This is a genomic window from Pseudoclavibacter sp. AY1F1 (assembly GCF_002931075.1).
Classification (GTDB): domain Bacteria; phylum Actinomycetota; class Actinomycetes; order Actinomycetales; family Microbacteriaceae; genus Pseudoclavibacter.
In genome coordinates this window covers 1-17120 of sequence record NZ_PSTQ01000004.1, presented here as the reverse complement: position 1 = coordinate 17120, position 17120 = coordinate 1, and the positions used below count along the sequence as shown (strand labels likewise).

The window sequence follows — 17120 nt, the reverse complement described above, 5'->3', positions numbered from 1 at the left end:
ACGCGCTGGGGTAGACGGGGACGGCGACGCGCTGGGATTAGACGAGGGCGTCCGCGTGCAGGGCCCCGACGATCGGCGCGAGCTCCGGTACCTCTGCGGCCTCGGCGAGTGACTGCTCGAGCACGGAGTCGTGGGTGGGTCGGGCTCGCTCGAGGAGCTCGCGGCCGAGGGGCGTGAGTTCGGTGTAGATGCCGCGGCGGTCGTCGTCGCAGAGGATGCGGGTGAGTAGCTCTCTGTCTTCCAGGCGGGTCACGAGGCGAGTGGTTGCGCTGCTCGAGAGGGCGGCGGCGCGGGCGAGCTGCCGCATCCGCATGTGCCATCCGTCCTGGCGGCTGAGGGCGTCGAGCACGGTGAACTCGACAACCGACAGCTTGTGCTCGCGCTGCAGCGAGCGCTCGAGTTCCATCTCGATGAGTCCGTGCAGGGCGGCGAGCGTGCGCCATCCGCGTGCGCGGATCTCCACGGCGTCGTCGGCAATTCCCATGTGTCCTCCTCGGGTGTGTACTCCGGGAATGGTACCCCACTTGCGCGGATATAGCGCGTGTGCAAACATCTTATTCGTTGCGCGTGCAACTACTGCACACGCCGTATATCGCTGGGGGAAATATGCCTATCGCGTTGTTCGCCCTTGCCCTCGGCGGGTTCGGGATCGGGCTGACCGAGTTCGTCATCATGGGGTTGCTGCCAGAGGTTGCCGCCGACTTCGCCGTCTCGGAGGCGGTCGCCGGCTACCTGATCTCCGGCTACGCGCTCGCTGTCGCCGTAGGAGCGATCGGTCTCACGGTCGCCATAACGCGCATCGATCGCAAGAAAGCGCTGGTTGGCCTCATGGTGATCTTCATCGCGGGCAACGTACTCTCGGCGATGGCTCCCAGCTACGAGGTGATGATGCTCGGGCGCATCGTCGCGGCCCTCAGCCACGGCGCTTTCTTCGGGATCGGGGCGGTCGTCGCAGCGAGTCTGGTTCCCGCGAATCGCAAGGCCGCAGCAATCTCGCTGATGTTCGCGGGGCTCACGGTCGCCAACGTGCTCGGCGTGCCGATCGGCACGTTCATCGGGCAAGCCGCGGGCTGGCGCTCGACGTTCTGGGTGATCGCCGTGATCGGCGTCGTCTCCCTCATCGGCATCGCCCTGCTCATCCCCGCGACGGCGGGACGAACGAGCGGGGGCAGCGTCTTCGCGGAGTTCCGCATCTTCCGGTCCGGGCAGGTGGGGGCCTCGATGATCGTCACGGTGCTCGGATACGGCGGCATGTTCGGGGCCTTCAGCTACATCGCGTTCACGCTCACCGGGGTGTCCGGGTTCGCTGCGTCCACCGTGCCGTGGCTGCTGGTGCTCTTCGGCGTCGGCCTCTTCGTCGGCAATATCGTCGGCGGCAGGGCGGCCGACCGGAACCTTGGGCGCTCCCTGCTGGTCCTGCTCGTCGGACTCGTCGTGATCCTCGTCGCATTCGCGTTGCTCGCGTCGAGCCAGGCCGCGACGCTGGTGCTGCTTGTCCTCATGGGCGGCTTCGGGTTCGCGACGGTCCCCGGACTGCAGATGCGCATCATGAACTTCGCCGGTGACGCCCCGACGCTTGCCTCCGGCGCGAACATCGCCGCCTTCAACATCGGGAACGCGTTCGGCGCGTGGATCGGCGGGCTGACCATAGCCGCCGGGCTCGGCTACGCCTCGCCGCTCTGGGCCGGCGCCGCGGTGACGCTTGCGGGCCTCGCCGCGCTGCTGATCGCGGGCGTCATGCCCGGTGGTGAGCTCCGCCGAGGTGAGCGCGCGAGCGAGTTGCCGGCCGCGCAGGTGGCGCCCGCTCCTGCCCATTCCGCTTGACCGGGCGCGCGGCCGGGTCGAAACTGAGTTCGTAGCCTCCGAACCCCCGCTGGCTGCGTCTTCGCTCACCTTCGAGCGCATGCGAGTCGGATGCGCCAGGAGGCTCGGCCAGTTCAGAACAGGACCGCACGTGGCAGAGACGACACCGGACCAACCTCAGGACTCTTCACATCAGGCGAACCCGACCCGTCCGACCCGCGCTGCTGCAGGTTCTGCGGGCTCTGCGGGCTCTGCGGGCTCTGCGCGCTCTGCGGGCTCCGCAGGTTCTGCGCGCTCTGCGGGTTCTGCAGGTGCCGCGGGCTTTGCGCCTCGGGCTCGGTCGCCGAAGCGTGTCGCCGCATTCATCGTGACCGGGGTGCTCGCTCTCGTCGCGATCGTCGTCGGCGCCGAGGTGCTGCGCGTGAGCGGTGACACGATCGAACAGGGTGAGCTGGCCGCGTTCTACGAGCAGCCGGGTGGCGGCGTTCTGAGCCAGCCTGGGACCCTCGTGCGGAGCGAGCAGCTCCTCGGCACACCCATCGGCTCGCAGGCGTGGCGCATCATGTACTCGTCGACCGACCTGAACGGCGCGCCGGTGCTGGTCACGGGCGTTGTTGTCGTGCCGGATGGGGAGGCACCCGATGGGGGCCGCACGGTGCTCGCCTGGGGGCATCCCACGACCGGCACCGACCCCTCGTGCGCGCCATCGCGGGCGTTCGACCCGTTCATCGGCGTCGAGGGGCTGCGCCTCATGCTGGACCGCGGTTACGCGGTTGTCGCGACCGATTACCTGGGGATGGGCATCGAGACGGCCGACGGCAAGCAGGCCGGGCAGGATTCGTATCTGGTGGGGGAGACGGCAGCCAGAAGCGTGCTTGACGCGGTGCGCGCGGCGCAGCAGATCGAAGCAGCAGAGGCCGGGGCCGAGGTTGTGCTCTGGGGGCACTCGCAGGGCGGCCAGGCTGTGCTGTTCGCGGCTCAGGAAGCCCCGAGCTATGCGCCAGAGCTCAAAATCGCGGCGGTTGCGGCGGCAGCACCCGCCGCCGACCTGACGAAGCTCATGGGCTCGCACCTCGACGACATCTCGGGCGTGACGATCGGCGCGTACGCGTTCCCGGCTTTCGCCGAGGTCTACGCGGGCGTGCCGGGGGCCGAACTTTCGAGCATCCTCACTCCTCCCGCGATAGAGAAGGTGGCGCAGATGAACTCGCTCTGCCTGCTCAGCAGCCTCACCGAGCTGCACGAGATCGGGCAGCCGCTCGTCGGCGACTTCACGCTGCAGGACCCGACCTCGGTCGAGCCCTGGGCGACACTCCTCGCGGAGAACTCGACCGGGTCGAAGGCCTTCGAGGCGCCCCTCTTCATCGCGCAAGGGAGCGCGGATGAGTTGGTGCTGCCCGCCGACACCGCGGCGTTCGTCTCCCACGAGGAGTCGATCGGGGTCGACGTCCATGCCGTGACGGTGCCGGGCGCAAGCCACGGCACGATCGCCTACGAAGCGCTTCCCGAGCTGGAACGCTGGCTCGAGCAGCATGTCCCCGACAACGGAGGTTCCTGATGTCCAAGACCCGTCGGGTCGCATCCATCGCCCTTGCACCGCTGGCGGTGGTCGGCGCGGTTGCCGCCCTGAGCGGATGCGCGGCCCAGCCCGAGGCGCCGCTCTCGCGGGCGGTCGCCACGTTCCAGGTCGTCGACCAGACCTACAGGGTCGAGCTGGCGACGCCAGAACTCGTCGAGCACGCCCAGAAGCTCCTGGACGGCGAGGAGGTGGCGGCGATCCCCGTCGGCACCGTCGTGCGCGATGACGCCTCGGTGAACGAGCCGTGGACCTGGCACATTGACCCGGCGACGCTCGAGTTCGCGGACTTCACGACGGAGGTCTGCGACGGCCTTCCCGAGTACGTCGAGGACGGAACCGTCACAAGCGACGTGTACTGCCCGTGGTCGGCGAAGATCACGGCCATTGAGCCGTTGGAGGGCTAACTCCCAGGGGCTGAGTGCGCGTCCGGTTGTGCGGCTGGAGCGGGACCCGCGACCGCGCGAGTGAGGATGCGAAGCGGATGCTCGCCCCGCGTGCATCCGCTTCGGAGCCTCGAGTGCTTACCTCGGAGGAGTCGGGTGGCAGTCGGCTGCCCGCGAGATCCGAGCGCAGTGAGGCGGCGACGATCATGGGTGAAGTCAACCTCGACGAGGGAGTCCTAGAGGGCGAGGAACGCTGGAGAGACGAGGGCGGCTCCGGAGAGAGCACGCACTTTCACGCGCACGGCTGGAGACCGGACCCTGTGCTGTCTGGCCAGGCGCATCAAGACGCGACGGACCCGGCCGTTGCACCGCCGACGGTCAGGGTGGCCGACGGTGACGCTTTAGGGGAGCGCGACGCTCCCGAGGCGAGCTGAGGACCCTCAGGCAGGCGACGGGGCATCCGGAGACGGAGCCCCGCCACGTGGAGTCCTAGCTGGCGGTGCGGGCATTGACGGGGCCCCGCCGCCCGGCGCGACGGCGACGCGGTCGTGCCGCCGCGACGTCGGATTGGTCGTGTTCGACCGGGAACAGGGCCTCGGCGAGCGCCTCCTGGGCTTCGTCGAGCGTTCCGAAGTCGCCGATGCTCTGGCCTTGAGGGCCCTGGAGCGTGTGCAGACCGGTGTCTGCGATCGTGATGAAGCCAGCGAACTCGTCGCTGATGGTCGCCGCGTACACGTCGTCGTCGGCTTGTCGCCAAGAGACTCGAGGTGCGGGCAGGGTGAATGGTATTGCGAGTGTGATGCGATTCTTCGTTTCATTGCGGCGCAGCCCGCCTGCGTTGGCGGGGCGCTTTCTTTCAAGCATGTGTGCGCCGGGGTGGGCGCGTGCTGGTCAGCCGTGAGCTCTTGTGCAGAGCGTCCTCGCGAGCAGAGTCTGCTGTTGAGCGAGCAGTGTCTGCTGTTGAGTGGAACGGCGTCTCGGACTTGGGTCCTGGTGGCCACGGATCCGGTGGCACGGATGGCAACTAGCGAGATCTGGAATGTCCGCGAGAAGCGGGGCGATCATGCGTTGACTCCGCCACTATACGGCATGAAGCCTGAATGAGAGAGTTTTCTTATGAGCGATGACACGAGGAGCAGCGTTGGTGGGGATGGCGGCGCGAGCGAGAGTGGTGCGTTGACGGCGCTGAGGTTCACGGTCTCCGGCTTCATCTCGAAGCCCGTGCGCGAGGTGTACGAGGCGGTCGCCGACCCGAGAGTCCTCTCCGAGTACTTCACGACGGGCGGCGCGAAGGGGCGGCTGGAGACCGGAGCGGAGGTGCAGTGGGACTTCGCTGACTTCCCTGGGGCGTTCCCCGTCAACGTCGTAGAGGCGGTCTCGCCGAGCCGCATCGTCGTTCGGTGGGATGCAGAGGACGACAGCGCCGGGCAGGGCTTCACGACGACGACGTTCGAGTTCGACCCGGTCGACGACGGGGCCCGCACGCGGGTCCGGATCAGCGAGTCGGCCTGGAGCCTCACCGATTCCGGTGCGAAGGCGGCGTTTGGCAACTCGATGGGGTGGACCGGCATGCTGGCCGCCATGAAGGTGTGGCTCGAGCACGGCGTCCGTCTCCGAGAGGGCTTCTACAAGTAGCGTGCCTGGCCTCGGGCCGGCCTCGGGGGGCTTCGTCTCTCGGGCCGGCCTCTCGGGCCCAGCTACCGGCGTGCCGGGCCCTGTGCGCTCCACCTCGCGCCGCCAGCCGCATCCACTTGACCTGTGGAGGGGGCCCTCGTCGTCGAGGTGTCGTGTGCTTACTCTGTGACGACGCGTTCGAGGGTCGGGTACTTGGCCGTGCGGGTGTCGCCGGAGGATCTGCCGGTGAGGCGCCGGCCGATCCAGGGCAGGACGTACTCGCGCCAGTACGCGGAATTGCGCGGACGCTGGATGCTCGAGGCCTGCGGGCCGAAGTCGGGCGCTGGCACTTCGAGGGCCGTGAGCACGTTTGCGGCAACCCGCTGGTGCCCGCTCGCTCCCATGTGGAGGCGGTCGCGCGACCAGTAGTCGAGGTGCCGGAGCTCGGGGTCGGCCCAGTTGTCGACGAAGGTCAGGCCCGGCTGCGCCGGGATTTTCGCGTGGACGGCGGCCGCGAGCGCATCGCCGCGGGCGCTGATCCGCTTGCCCATCGGCAGGTGGTCTGAGGGGTTGGCGCCCGAGAGGAGGATGACGTGGATGCCCGCGTCCAGTGCCTGCTTGGCCCCGTCGACGAGGCGCTGGGCGACGGCGTCGATGGAGACGCGGGGGCGCAGGATGTCGTTTCCGCCCCCGTTGAGGCTCAGCAGCTGCGGTTTGAGGGCGATCGCGGCAGGCAGCTGCTCCTCGAGGATCGCGTCGAGGAGGCGTCCGCGGATGGCGAGGTTCGCGTACGTGACCGGCTCTGGTGAGGAGACTGCGAGGCCCTGGGCAACAAGGTCGGCCCAGCCGCGGACCTGACCGCCCGGCAACTCGTCTCCGACGCCCTCGGTGAAGCTGTCCCCGACGGCCGCGAAACTCGTGAATCCCATGTCGGAGAGTTCATCACACTGCAACCCGGGCAGCGCCCAGGCGCCGAAGCGGAGAAGGGTGTGGGTCTGTCCGGTCGAGCCTTGTGGCAGACGCTGGTCCTGCTGTCGGTCTGAGGAAGCGAACTCGCTCTCGCTGTCTGTCTGGCTGTCTGTCAGAGCAGGCAGGCGTCACTTTCGCAGGCGGTGCCCGCGTCGCCGAGCATTGTGAAGCCGCCCGGAGTCGCCGCTTCTGCAGTTTGACGGGCCTCGGCCTGCGAGGGGCCGGACTCCATCGGCGGAGTCGCCTGGGGGAAGTCTGCCAGAAGGAGAACCGTCTCGAGGTTCGTCTCCGCGGGCCTCGTGGGCGCGTTCGTGCTGGCGTCCGCTGCGGTGCCCGCCCTCATACGGTCACCTCGTCGCGGTCGCTCGTGATCTTGGTGAGGACGTCGGAGAAGGTCGCCGCTTCTTGTGCCCCGGAGACGCCGTACTTGCCGTCGATCACGAAGAACGGGACGCCCTGGATGCCGTAGGCCTGCGCCTGCTGCTGGTCGGCGAGCACATCGTCGTGGTGGATGCGCTCTTCGAGAGCGTACACGGCAGCGGCGCGGTCGAGGCCGAGTTCGGCGGCGAGGTCGGCGAGCACTTCGATGTCGCTGAGGTCCTGTCCCTCGACGAAGTAGGCCTTTAGGAGGCGCTCCTTCGCTTCGAGTTGGCGGCCGTTCGCCTTGGCGAAGTGGATGAGTTCGTGGGCGCGCACGGTGTTCACGTGCTGCACCGAGTCGAAGTCGTAATCGAGGCCGACGTCCTTGGCGATTCCGGTGACTCGGTCGAGCATCTGCTCGACCTGCACGACGGGAAGGCCCTTGCGCTCGGCGAGGTACTCCGTCGTCGACCCGTGGAAGTCGATGGGCGTATCGGGGGAGAGCTCGTAGCTGTGGTACTCGATCTCGATGGCTGGCGCGTTGCCGCCCGCGGAGAACTGCTCGATGCCGCTCTCCAGCTTGCGCTTCCCGATGTAGCACCAGGGGCAAGCGATGTCCGACCAGATGTCGATGCGGATCGGTGCCTGCTCTGAGCCGGCCTGCGGGCTGTTCTGGGGTGCGTCCTGCGCTGCTGTCGTCACACGCAATGCAACAGGCCCCCTTTCGCAGCTATTCCCAGCCGCACGTCGCAGCTATTCCTAGCCGCACTTCGCGGCCATGCCCAGGGCCCTTTCGCAGCTCCTCCAGGGCCCACTTAGCAGCTATTCGCATGGGATGCACGCACCGGATGGGCCAGCGGTTGTCCCCCCGCGGGCCGGACAGATCTTCCCGCGCCCACGTGCGGACCGCGAGCTTAGAACGGCGGTGGCTGAACGGTGAGGGCGCGCGGAGGCGAGTCACCGCCGGGCGGTCGATCGTCGCCCGGTGCTGGCACCGACGCCGGTGTTGTTTCCGGTTCCAGTTCTGGTTGTCGATCTGGTTGTCGATCTGCCGTTCTTGCTGCCGCCGAGCGTGGGCTCACCGAAGCCATTCGTGGGAGTTCGTCGCTTGGTGTGAAGATCACGCCGTAGGGTTCGGGTCGGTCGATGTAGACCTTCCCGCTCGGAGTCGTCCACTCGAGGATCCCGCCGCCTAACTGTCTGACTTGCCAGGCGGTGTGGTGTTTCACGATGTGGTGCGCGAGGCAGAAGTCGCTGAGGTTCCAGACGGCGGTCTTGCCCCCGTACTGGTGATCGATGGTGTGATCGAGTTCGCATCTCGCGGCGGGTTGTCGGCAGCCGATGAAGCGGCAGTGCACGTCGCGGGCTTGCAGGAACGCGCGCATCGCGGCGGTGGGCGTGTACGAGTCGACGGCCTGCACGGCACCCGTCACGGGGTGCGTGAGGACGCGAATGAAGGCCGGCGCGGTGGCGGCGAGGCGTTTCGCTTCTTCAAGCGGCATGGGCGACATGCCATCCAGCAGCGCCGGAGCAAAGCCCCGGCCGCCTGGGCCGCCGGAGTTGAGGCCGCCGGTGTTCGGGCCACCACTGTTCGGGCCGGCCAGCATGCTCGTGGCCGGGATGCTGATGTGCGCGGTGGCTTGGATGCCTCTCGCGGCGGTGGCCGAGGGGTTCATGGGGTCGCTCGTGAGGAGCGTGTCCGCGATGACGTCCGACATGACCTGGTCAAGGGTGCGCTCGTCGGGCGCATGGTCCGCGCTGTCTTCCCCGCCCGCCGCGTTGATGCTCGTGCCCGCTGCTAGGTTCCCGCCGGCCGACAAGTTCGTGCCCGCTGCAGCGCTCGTGCCGGCTGCCGGGTTCGCGCCGTCCGCTGGCTCTTCGATCGTGGCGTCTGGCTTGGGGCGTGCCTTGATGATCGCTTTGCCCTGCTTCCGCGCCCGGTCCAGGACAGCGTTCGCGACAAACGAGCTCATCAGCACACGCAGCACGCTCATGCCGTCGCCGAGGTCCTCGACGCTCGCGCGGCGGCGTTTCTTCGCCCGCTCGTAACGCTGATCGATGGACTCCCCGGTGAGCTCCTCCGCGACCCGCTCAGCCGCCTTCTGGAGAGCCTTGGGCGGCAACGGTTCCTGCCGCACCCGCTCGAGCATGACCTGCAGGAACTCGGCCCGACGCAGCACCTGCTCCGCGGGATCCTCATGGTTCACCTTCAACCCGACGCTCGCAAGCGTGCTAGCCTGCGCAGGCATCGCCAGATTCTCCTCGAGCGCGAACGTGAGCGCCGGGAACTCCCGCAACGTCACCGCCGCCGACGCCAGGTGCCCCTGCGCGGTCCCAGCGGCGAGCCTCACCAGCAACCCCACCTCGTTCGCGATCGAGCGCACATGCATCGCCGACTCCGCGCACCCCTCAGCACGATCAAGCGCGTGCCCGAACTCGTACGCCGCCGCGTGCGCCCGCAACTGCAACGCCGTACCCGCCGCGAGCATCGCCGCGGCAGCCTCCTCCAACGCCAGAATCTCCGACCGCCGCGCCGCGACCGACACCGGATCCGAAGGGTCAAACCCAGGGTCCGGAACGTCATCATCGCGGTGCTGCTGCATGCCCCAAACACTACGCACCACCACCGACAATTCGCAGGGTTGTGGATAACTTCCTCACCCGTGAAACGTTCCCCGCAAGCCCGTTCGCCAGTTATCCCCAGAACTGGAAACAACTTCAAAGAAGTATTTTAGTACCTATATGCGAAAGCAGTGTCTCAACTAAGTGACTTGGGTGTAACAAGAGGTCCCGTCGCCTACTCAGCCTTCACGACGGCCAACTCGTCCCAATGGGTTGTGGCGCGCGGCGAGATCATCTCGCGACGCATCGTCCAGGTTCGTCCGCCGCGCAGCCCTGCGACGCCGAGCCCGAGCGACTCCCGCCCGAATCTCGCGGCGACGGCGTCGAGGGCTTCCCCCACACGCCGGTCTTCGCTGCGTTCTCCGAAAATGTCGAGTGCGGCGTATGAGTCCCGAGCGACGAACTCGAACAGTGATACTCCGACCCGCACGTACTTCAGGTCGCTGCGCAGCTGAGGGCCGAGAGCCGCGGCGGCTGCTCGGAACAGCACAACCGGGTCGTCGGTGGGCTCTGGGAAGGCGACAGACACGGCGTGAGACTCGTGCCCCTCGCGGAAGGGGGAAGTGGCCGCGTAGCAGCTCATCGCCCTGGCGAGCGAACCCTGTGACCGCAGGCGGGCCGAGGCGCGTTGCGTGTAGACGGAGAGCACTTCCTCGAGTTCCTGCACCGTCGAGATGGGCACAGCAAACGATCTGGAGAACTGGATCTGCTCGCGCTCCGACGGAACCTCGTCGATCGGGAGGCAGTCGATGCCGCGCAGCTCCTGCACAACTCGCTCCTGCACGACCCCGTAGCGGCGGCGGATGGCGGTTGGCGACGATTCGCGGAGGTCGAGGGCGGTGCGGATGCCGAGCCCCACGTATTTCGCGGCCATCTTGCGGCCCACGCCCCACACGTCCCCGACGTCGATGCTGCTGAGGATGCCGCTGAGCTGCTCGCGCCCGTAAGTGCCCAGGTGGCAGACCCCGCCGAGTGACGGCTCAGACTTGGAGCCGCGGTTCGCGAGCTTGGCGAGCGTCTTGCTCGGGGCGATGCCGATGCTGACGGGGATGCCGATGAGCTTGCGCATCGCCACCCTGATCTCGCGTGCGACGGCGAGCGCCTCCCCGCGGTTGCCCGGTAGCCGGATGAAGCTCTCGTCGATCGAGTACACCTCCTGCGATGGCGTGTACCGGCCGAGGAGCTCGATGGTGCGGGCGTTGATGTCGCCGTACAGTTCGTAGTTGCTCGAGCGGGCGACGACGCCCTTCATCGCGGCTTCGGGCGCGATGGCCTGCCAGGGAGCTCCCATCGGGATGCCCGCGGCTTTGGCTTCCTCGGAGCGCGCGATGACGCATCCGTCGTTGTTGGAGAGCACCACGATGGGCTTTCCCTCGAGGCTGGGGTCGAAGATGCGCTCGCAGGAGGCGTAGAAGTTGTTGGCGTCGACGATGGCGATCGCGGACTGGGGCGCACTGGGAGTCGCGTCGGGCGCAGGCCCTGGGGTTCGGGCGCTCACGGTGCCCGCCTCGCTCACGGCGCCCGCCTCGCTCACGGCGTTTGGCTCAGACACGGTGCAGGCACCTCGTGACGACGCCCCACACGGTGAGTTCGCTGAGCTCTTCGAGCACGATGTCGGCGTAGGCGGGGTTCTCGGGGACGAGGCGCACGCGGCCGCGCTCGAAGCGTAGGCGCTTGACGGTGAGCTCGCCGTCGACGACCGCGATCACGACGTTGCCGTCGTGGGGTTCCAGGGACCGGTCGACGATGATTTCGTCGCCGTCGAAGATGCCAGCACCGATCATGCTGTCGCCGCTGACGCGCACGATGAACGTCGCCGCCGGGTCGTTGATGAGGTGCCGGTTGAGGTCGACGGGCCCCGAGTAGTAGCCCTGGGCTGGAGACGGGAAGCCTGCCGGGACGGCCTCGTCTGCGCGCTCGGCGAGTTGCGCCGGCTGCCCGGAGCTGGTCCCGCCCTCAGCGGGCGGCGAGACGGAGGCGAGGACTTCGACGCCAGCATCGCTCATGCTCGGCCACCTGTCATTGATCAGGCGAGACGGGTCAGCTGCCGCCTCACTCCAGTCACACGGTTGTGCGAGCCTCAATTGTCGCGGATGAACCTCCGGAGTGCGTGACGGATGCGCCGGCCGAGTGGTGGCGGCCGATCGGCACCATGAGCGGCCGGCCGGAAACGGGGTCCTCCACGACGAGGCTGTCGAGTCCGAACACGGCGTGCACGGTGTCGACCGTGAGCACGTCGCTTGGCTCGCCTGCCGCGTGGAGGCCGCCGTCGGCGAGCGCGATGAGGTGGTCGGCGTAGCGCGCGGCGAGGTTGAGGTCGTGGAGGACCATGACGATTGTCGTCCCGCGTGAGCGGTTGAGGTCGGTGAGGAGGTCGAGCACCTCGACCTGGTGGCTCACGTCGAGGAAGGTGGTGGGCTCGTCGAGGAGCAGGAGGTCGGTCTGCTGTGCGAGGGCCATCGCGATCCACACTCGCTGCCGCTGCCCGCCGGAGAGCTCGTCGACGTGCCGGTCGGCGAGCGCCGTGGTCTCGGTCGCCTCGAGGGCGGCCGCGACCGCGAGGTCGTCGTCGTGGCTCCACCTCGAGAGGATGCTCTGGTGCGGGTGGCGGCCCCGGCCGACGAGGTCAGCGACCGTGATGCCCTCCGGGGCGATCGGAGACTGCGGTAGGAGCCCGAGCATCCGCGCCAGCTGCTTCGCCGGCGTCTTGTGCACTTCCTGGCCGTCGAGGAGCACGTGCCCGTCTCGCGGCGAGAGGAGCCTCGACATGGAGCGCAGCAGCGTCGACTTGCCGCACGCGTTCGCGCCGACGATCGCGGTCACCTTGCCAGGTGGCACGAGGAGGTCGAGCTCGTCGATGACAACTCGGTCGCCGTAGCCGAGCGTGAGCTTCTCGACGGTAAGAGTGTGGTCGACGGTCATAGCGAGCCTCCCGCGCGGTTCGTGCGGATGATCAGGTAGATGAGGAAGGGCGCGCCGAGCACGCCCGTGACGACGCCAACTGGGTAGCGGGTGCCGAGCAGGAACTGGCCGACGAGGTCGGCGACGAGCACGAGCAGGGCACCGACAAGGCCTGCGGGGATGAGCAGGGAGCCGCCGCCCCCGAAGAGCCGCGCCGCGATGGGGCCGGCGAGGAACGCGACGAACGCGATCGGGCCCGCGGCCGCCGTCGCGAACGACAGCACGCCGACTGCGGTCACGATGACGATGAGCCGCGTCCGGTTGACGCGCACCCCGAGAGCCGCCGCCGTGTCGTCGCCGAGCTGCGTCGCGGAGAGGTTGCGGCTTTGCGCGAGGAGGATCGGAACGAGCACGACGATGGCGATGGCCACCGGTGCGATGGCGTTCCAGGATGCGCCGTTCAAGCTGCCGTTGAGCCAGCGGAGCGCCTCCTGGAGGTCCCACTGCGCGGCCTGCGAGAGCACGTAGTTCGTGATGCTGTCGAGCATCGCCGCGATCCCGATGCCGATCAGGATGAGGCGGGTGCCCGTGACGCCGCCCTTGAACGACAGCACGTAGATGAGGAGAGCGACGCCGAGACCGACGAAGATCGCGAAGAACGACACCTCGCTCGCGCCGAGCGACAGCGTGACGATGCCGAAGGCCGCCGCCGCGCTGGCACCTGAGGAGATGCCGATGATGTCGGGGCTCGCGAGCGGGTTGCGCAGCATGGTCTGGAAGGTGACTCCGGCGAGTCCGAACGCGAGGCCGGCGAGGATCGCGAGCACGGCGCGGGGGAGGCGCAGGCGGCCGACGGTGAAGCTCGCTCCCTGCACGTCCTGGCCGAGGAGGACGGCGATGACCTGGTCGATGCCATAGAACGTCTGCCCGTACATGAGCGAGAAAACGAAGACGATCGCGATGAGTGCGACAAGCACGAGCATCGTGAAGCGGCGCCGAGCAGCCCGGCGATTGCGGCTGCTGGCGACAGCACGCGCAGTCGCCTCGATCGCCGAGTTGGGAGACGAGGGGGCCAGCGACGTCGGCGACGATGCGGGGGAGCGCTGGCCGGATGCACGAGTTGCGGTCACAGGGCACGCAGCTTCGAGCGGCGGACGATCCAGATGAAGATGGGGGCTCCGATGATGGCCGTGATGATGCCCACGTCGATCTCTGAGGGGCGGGTCAGGATGCGTCCGAGTACGTCGGCACCGGTCAGCAGGGATGCGCCGACGACGGCGGAGAACGGCAGCACCCAGCGGTGGTCGACGCCGAACATGAGGCGGCAGGCGTGCGGCACGACGAGGCCGACAAACGCGATGGGGCCTGTGACGGCGGTTGCGGCGCCGCACAGCACAACAGCGCCGAGAGCCGCGGCACCTCGCGTGATGGCGACGTGCTCGCCGAGGCCCGCCGCGAGGTCGTCGCCGAGTGCAAGCGAGTTGAGGCCCTTCGCTGAGACGAGGCTGATGAGGAAGCCGACGACGAGGAAGGGGAGGACCTGCGAGATGCTGTCCCAGGTGCCGCCGCCGACTCCGCCGATCTGCCAGGACCTGGCGCTCTGGCTGATGTCGCCGCGCGGCAGGATGATGGCGGTCACGAACGAGGCAAGCGCGGCCGAGGTCGCGGCGCCGGCGAGGGCGAGCTTGAGCGGCGTGGCGCCGCCGCGGCCCAGCGAGCCGACGACGTAGACGAAGATTGCCGCGAGGGCGGCCCCCGTGATAGCGACCCAGATGAAGCTCGACGCCGAAGTGAGACCGAAGTACGCGATGCCCGTCACGACGGCGAGGGATGCGCCCATGTTGACGCCGAGGATGCCCGGATCGGCGAGGGGGTTGCGGGTCACGCCCTGCATGACCGCGCCTGAGACGCCGAGTGCCGCTCCGACGGCGACGGCGAGGAAGGTGCGGGGGATGCGCTTCGCCACCGCAGCTTCGTCGAAGCCGTTGGTCGATCCGCCGAGCGCGGCCACCGCATCCGCCCAGCTCACGTCTCGCGAGCCGATCATGACGGAGACGACGACCAGCGCGCCGAGTGTGGCGATCGCGAGGACGAACCACAACGCCCGCAGCCGCCGGGGGCGTCGCACGATGGCGACACCCCCGGCGGCTAGGGGAGGAGCGGTCTGGGTCACTTGACCTTGTCGGCTGCCTGCGAGAGGAGTGCGACGTAGTCGTCGAGGATCCACGAGATGGAGAGCGGCGTCGGGTTCGCTGCCGTGCCGAGTGGCTCGGTGCCTGGCAGGTTGACGATCGAGCCGTTCGCGACGGCGGGGATCTGAGAGAGCACGGGGTCGCCCTGCAGGGTCTGGACAAGCTCCTCGCCACCGTAGGTGACGATGATCTCGACATCGGCGAGCGTGTCGGTCTGCTCGGCGCTGATTGTCTGCGAGAACTGGTCGGTGCTCGCCGAGGCATCGACGAGGCTCTGCGGGAAGGCCATGCCGAGGTCTTCGAAGAAGGCGCTGCGTGTGTCGTGTGTCGTGTAGAAGCTGACCTGGCTCAGGTCGGTTTCGTCGACGTGCGTCAGGAACATCGTCTTCTTGCCTTGGATGGACGGGTACTTCGCGGCCGTGGCCTCGATCTCGCCCTCGAGTTCGGTGATGAGCGCGTCGCCTTCGGCGTCCATCCCCATGCCCTGGCTGTTGAGGCGGATCATGTCGCGCCAGGAGGTGGCCCAGGCCGTCTCGGGGTACGCGACGACCGGTGCGATCTCGGAGAGGGTGTTGTAGTCCTCCTGCGTCAGGCCGGAGTAGGCGGCCAGGATGACGTCGGGGTTCGTGTCGGCGACCGCTTCGAAGTCGACGCCGTCGGTCTCGTCGAAGAGCACGGGGGTCTCTCCGCCGAGCTCTTCGAGCTTCTCGCTCACCCAGGGGAGGATGCCGTCGCCGTTGTCGTCGCCGAAGTCTGCGCGCGCCATGCCGACGGGCACGACGCCGAGCGCAAGGGGAACTTCCTGGTTCGCCCAGTTGACCGTCGCGATGCGCTCCGGCTTCTCAGTGATCTCGGTCGTGCCGAGCGCGTGCTCGATCGTGATCGGCGTGAAGTCGCCGCTCGCCTCGCCCGCGGGGGCGTCGGTCGCCGGGGTCGTGGAGCAGGCGGCGAGGCCTGCCGTGAGCAGCGCGGTCGCGGCGAGGGCGACGAGCTTGGAAGCGCGGGGCATGGTGTCCTTTCGAGGGTGGAGCTGAGGAGTTTTCCGCACGCCGAAGTCCGCCGCGGGACGGCGAAGAAGTGGGGCGCGGAGTCGAAGTCAGCGGCAGCCGGACAGGTTCTAGATCTTACCCTGTTAGGCGTGCCTTACCAAAGCTAAAGGACGCGGGGCGGCATTGCAATCGAGGCGAACCGACAGCATTCTTCGCGAAACGGACACGAACGGCGCTCGTCAGCGTTGACTCACTGCGCGCGGAACCGCCCGGGGCTCGTGCCCGTCACCCGTCGGAAGGCCGTGCCGAATGCGCTGGCCGATCTGAACCCCACCGCGGCCGCGATCTCGTCAATGCTCTCGCCATCGGTCAGCAGCACGATGGCGCGCTGGATGCGGGCGGCTGCGAGCCAGCGGCTGAAACCGAGGCCCGTCTCTGACTGGAACTGGCGGGTGATGGTGCGGGCGCTCACACCCAGCTGCGTCGACCACTCCTCGAGCGTGCGCCCGTCCCGGACATCCGCCTCCAACGACCGGACGATGGGGATGAGCAACTCGGCTTCCGGGATGCGAAGCACAAGCTCGTGCGGCGCGGGCGCGAGGATATCGAGCACCATCGCCTCGGTCTTCGACCTCGACGCGTCGTCGAGTCCGGGTTCGGCGAGTCGATCGAGGAGGAGGCGCAGCAGATCGGTCACGTCAACGGCGACGGGCTCGTCTGCGATCGGGGTCGTGGTCTGCACGCTGAACATCGCGGTTCGGTACCAGGTGCCGGCCGGCGTCCAGGCAGTGTGGCGGACTCCGGCGGGAATCCAGAGGCCAACCGCTGGCGTGATCGTCCACGTGCGGGAGCCGACCGTCAGCGACGATGCGCCTCGCGTGTTCCAGATGAGCTCGTGCGTCGGGTGGGAGTGCTCCTCCCAGAACGTGTTGCGGTTGATCGCCTCGTCCATGCCGTCGATGACGTACGGCACCTCGACGGACCCCGCCTCGTAGAGGGGCAGGGTGCGCCGGTCGACTTCCGGCACGTCGATCGTGCTCATGGGGCGAGCCTACGGATTCGGCCGGCACGCTGGCGGCTGCACCGACCGGCGCGTCTGGATCTCAGGCGCGGTCCGTCGTGAGCCAGCCACCGTGTGACGGCGCCCAGTCGTAGGCTTCCCTGGCGTACTCGCCGGTCGCTGCCTGGTCTTGGAGGAGGGCGTCCGCGAATGGTGCGCCGAGTCGAGCGCGGCTCGCATCCGGGTTCTCCTCGATCAGAGGGGCGTAGGTGCCGGCCGACACGGCGATCTCGCGAACCGTCGGGTTCTCGCCGCTCGCCCCGATGACGTAGCCGACGGCCGCTCCCTTCTCGAGGACGCGCACGTACAGCTCGGCGAGGTCGTCGACATGCACAAGTGTCCAGTGCTGGCGGCCGTCGCCGACGAGCGGCACGGGCGCGGAGCCGTCGCCGGCGAGCAGCTGAGTGACGCCGCCCTGCCCGCCGTAGACGACGGCGGGTGCGACGATAGCGGTGTTGACGTTGCTGTTGATGACCTGTTGGTCGATGGGGATGCGCCACGCCACGATTTCTGGTGCGGCTGGCTCGGAGGCTTCCGTGATGGCTTGGTTGTCGCCGAACAGCCAGATGCCGCTCGTGTGCACGAATTGCGTGGGGGAGTGCACGAGTTCGTTGAGCACGTGGGGCACGAAGATCGGGTCGAGGTCGG

At 68.3% G+C, this 17120-nt stretch carries 19 protein-coding genes; 5 read left to right on the top strand and 14 right to left on the bottom strand.

Annotation, left to right across the window (positions count from 1 at the left end):
• Positions 1-37: 37 nt before the first annotated feature.
• Entirely contained in the window at positions 38-484 is a 447-nt protein-coding gene (locus C5B85_RS08375; protein ID WP_104285582.1) for a MarR family winged helix-turn-helix transcriptional regulator, read from the bottom strand.
• A gap of 122 nt (positions 485-606) precedes the next feature.
• On the opposite strand from C5B85_RS08375, the gene C5B85_RS08370 reads away from it, so the two are divergent.
• From C5B85_RS08370 to C5B85_RS08355, 4 genes are all read left to right on the top strand, one after another.
• Positions 607-1824: an MFS transporter gene (locus C5B85_RS08370; protein WP_104285581.1), complete on the top strand. Its 1218-nt coding sequence runs from the start codon at positions 607-609 to the stop codon at positions 1822-1824.
• A gap of 355 nt (positions 1825-2179) precedes the next feature.
• The gene (locus C5B85_RS08365) at positions 2180-3361 is read left to right on the top strand and encodes a lipase family protein (RefSeq protein WP_258070672.1); all 1182 of its coding nucleotides are present in this window, start codon (positions 2180-2182) and stop codon (positions 3359-3361) included.
• The gene (locus C5B85_RS08360) at positions 3361-3786 is read left to right on the top strand and encodes a hypothetical protein (RefSeq protein ID WP_219819374.1); all 426 of its coding nucleotides are present in this window, start codon (positions 3361-3363) and stop codon (positions 3784-3786) included. The genes C5B85_RS08365 and C5B85_RS08360 overlap by 1 nt, the downstream gene beginning before the upstream one ends.
• 77 nt (positions 3787-3863) lie before the next feature.
• Positions 3864-4199, top strand: coding sequence for a hypothetical protein (locus C5B85_RS08355; RefSeq protein WP_146077894.1), 336 nt, complete (start codon positions 3864-3866; stop codon positions 4197-4199).
• Positions 4200-4254: 55 nt separating this feature from the next.
• Here C5B85_RS08355 and C5B85_RS08350 read toward each other — a convergent pair whose 3' ends face one another.
• Positions 4255-4629 (bottom strand): hypothetical protein, encoded by a 375-nt coding sequence (locus tag C5B85_RS08350; RefSeq protein WP_146077893.1) that lies wholly within the window; start codon positions 4627-4629, stop codon positions 4255-4257.
• Between the two features lie 252 nt (positions 4630-4881).
• On the opposite strand from C5B85_RS08350, the gene C5B85_RS08345 reads away from it, so the two are divergent.
• On the top strand, positions 4882-5400 hold the full coding sequence (locus C5B85_RS08345; protein ID WP_104285577.1) for an SRPBCC domain-containing protein: 519 nt from the start codon (positions 4882-4884) through the stop codon (positions 5398-5400).
• A gap of 158 nt (positions 5401-5558) precedes the next feature.
• On the opposite strand, the gene C5B85_RS08340 is transcribed toward C5B85_RS08345, so the two are convergent.
• From C5B85_RS08340 to C5B85_RS08285, 12 genes are all read right to left on the bottom strand, one after another.
• The gene (locus C5B85_RS08340; protein ID WP_104285576.1) at positions 5559-6308 is read right to left on the bottom strand and encodes an SGNH/GDSL hydrolase family protein; all 750 of its coding nucleotides are present in this window, start codon (positions 6306-6308) and stop codon (positions 5559-5561) included.
• Positions 6309-6460: 152 nt separating this feature from the next.
• On the bottom strand, positions 6461-6691 hold the full coding sequence (locus C5B85_RS08335; protein WP_104285575.1) for a hypothetical protein: 231 nt from the start codon (positions 6689-6691) through the stop codon (positions 6461-6463).
• On the bottom strand, positions 6688-7410 hold the full coding sequence (locus tag C5B85_RS08330; RefSeq protein ID WP_104285574.1) for a DsbA family protein: 723 nt from the start codon (positions 7408-7410) through the stop codon (positions 6688-6690). Before C5B85_RS08330 ends, C5B85_RS08335 begins: the two co-directional genes overlap by 4 nt.
• A gap of 212 nt (positions 7411-7622) precedes the next feature.
• Positions 7623-9311 carry an HNH endonuclease signature motif containing protein gene (locus C5B85_RS08325; RefSeq protein WP_146077892.1) on the bottom strand — a complete coding sequence of 563 codons (1689 nt, stop codon included), beginning with the start codon at positions 9309-9311 and terminating at the stop codon, positions 7623-7625.
• Between the two features lie 194 nt (positions 9312-9505).
• Positions 9506-10882, bottom strand: a complete 1377-nt coding sequence (locus tag C5B85_RS08320; protein WP_258070671.1) for a Y-family DNA polymerase — start codon at positions 10880-10882, stop codon at positions 9506-9508.
• Positions 10875-11336: a LexA family transcriptional regulator gene (locus C5B85_RS08315; RefSeq protein WP_104285572.1), complete on the bottom strand. Its 462-nt coding sequence runs from the start codon at positions 11334-11336 to the stop codon at positions 10875-10877. The genes C5B85_RS08320 and C5B85_RS08315 overlap by 8 nt, the downstream gene beginning before the upstream one ends.
• Positions 11337-11391: 55 nt before the next feature.
• Entirely contained in the window at positions 11392-12252 is an 861-nt protein-coding gene (locus tag C5B85_RS08310; protein WP_104285571.1) for an ABC transporter ATP-binding protein, read from the bottom strand.
• Positions 12249-13307 carry a FecCD family ABC transporter permease gene (locus C5B85_RS08305; RefSeq protein ID WP_374953091.1) on the bottom strand — a complete coding sequence of 353 codons (1059 nt, stop codon included), beginning with the start codon at positions 13305-13307 and terminating at the stop codon, positions 12249-12251. The genes C5B85_RS08310 and C5B85_RS08305 overlap by 4 nt, the downstream gene beginning before the upstream one ends.
• A gap of 50 nt (positions 13308-13357) precedes the next feature.
• Positions 13358-14404, bottom strand: a complete 1047-nt coding sequence (locus C5B85_RS08300; protein ID WP_219819373.1) for an iron ABC transporter permease — start codon at positions 14402-14404, stop codon at positions 13358-13360.
• Complete coding sequence (locus tag C5B85_RS08295; protein WP_104285570.1) at positions 14401-15432, bottom strand: iron-siderophore ABC transporter substrate-binding protein; 1032 nt, start codon at positions 15430-15432, stop codon at positions 14401-14403. The genes C5B85_RS08300 and C5B85_RS08295 overlap by 4 nt, the downstream gene beginning before the upstream one ends.
• Before the next feature lie 230 nt (positions 15433-15662).
• On the bottom strand, positions 15663-16454 hold the full coding sequence (locus tag C5B85_RS08290; RefSeq protein ID WP_104285569.1) for an AraC family transcriptional regulator: 792 nt from the start codon (positions 16452-16454) through the stop codon (positions 15663-15665).
• A 61-nt stretch (positions 16455-16515) separates the two neighbouring features.
• On the bottom strand, positions 16516-17120 hold a 605-nt coding region (locus C5B85_RS08285), incomplete at its 5' end, for an NAD-dependent epimerase/dehydratase family protein (RefSeq protein WP_146077891.1).

Excerpts from the sequence above, each read along its gene's own strand:
- C5B85_RS08375 (WP_104285582.1), bottom strand. The coding sequence starts at position 484 with ATGGGAATTGCCGACGACGCCGTGGAGATCCGCGCACGCGGATGGCGC.
- C5B85_RS08370 (WP_104285581.1), top strand. The coding sequence starts at position 607 with ATGCCTATCGCGTTGTTCGCCCTTGCCCTCGGCGGGTTCGGGATCGGG.
- C5B85_RS08360 (WP_219819374.1), top strand. The coding sequence starts at position 3,361 with ATGTCCAAGACCCGTCGGGTCGCATCCATCGCCCTTGCACCGCTGGCG.
- C5B85_RS08355 (WP_146077894.1), top strand. The coding sequence starts at position 3,864 with ATGCTCGCCCCGCGTGCATCCGCTTCGGAGCCTCGAGTGCTTACCTCG.
- C5B85_RS08350 (WP_146077893.1), bottom strand. The coding sequence starts at position 4,629 with ATGCTTGAAAGAAAGCGCCCCGCCAACGCAGGCGGGCTGCGCCGCAAT.
- C5B85_RS08345 (WP_104285577.1), top strand. The coding sequence starts at position 4,882 with ATGAGCGATGACACGAGGAGCAGCGTTGGTGGGGATGGCGGCGCGAGC.
- C5B85_RS08340 (WP_104285576.1), bottom strand. The coding sequence starts at position 6,308 with ATGGGATTCACGAGTTTCGCGGCCGTCGGGGACAGCTTCACCGAGGGC.
- C5B85_RS08335 (WP_104285575.1), bottom strand. The coding sequence starts at position 6,691 with ATGAGGGCGGGCACCGCAGCGGACGCCAGCACGAACGCGCCCACGAGG.
- C5B85_RS08325 (WP_146077892.1), bottom strand. The coding sequence starts at position 9,311 with ATGCAGCAGCACCGCGATGATGACGTTCCGGACCCTGGGTTTGACCCT.
- C5B85_RS08315 (WP_104285572.1), bottom strand. The coding sequence starts at position 11,336 with ATGAGCGATGCTGGCGTCGAAGTCCTCGCCTCCGTCTCGCCGCCCGCT.
- C5B85_RS08310 (WP_104285571.1), bottom strand. The coding sequence starts at position 12,252 with ATGACCGTCGACCACACTCTTACCGTCGAGAAGCTCACGCTCGGCTAC.
- C5B85_RS08295 (WP_104285570.1), bottom strand. The coding sequence starts at position 15,432 with ATGCCCCGCGCTTCCAAGCTCGTCGCCCTCGCCGCGACCGCGCTGCTC.
- C5B85_RS08290 (WP_104285569.1), bottom strand. The coding sequence starts at position 16,454 with ATGAGCACGATCGACGTGCCGGAAGTCGACCGGCGCACCCTGCCCCTC.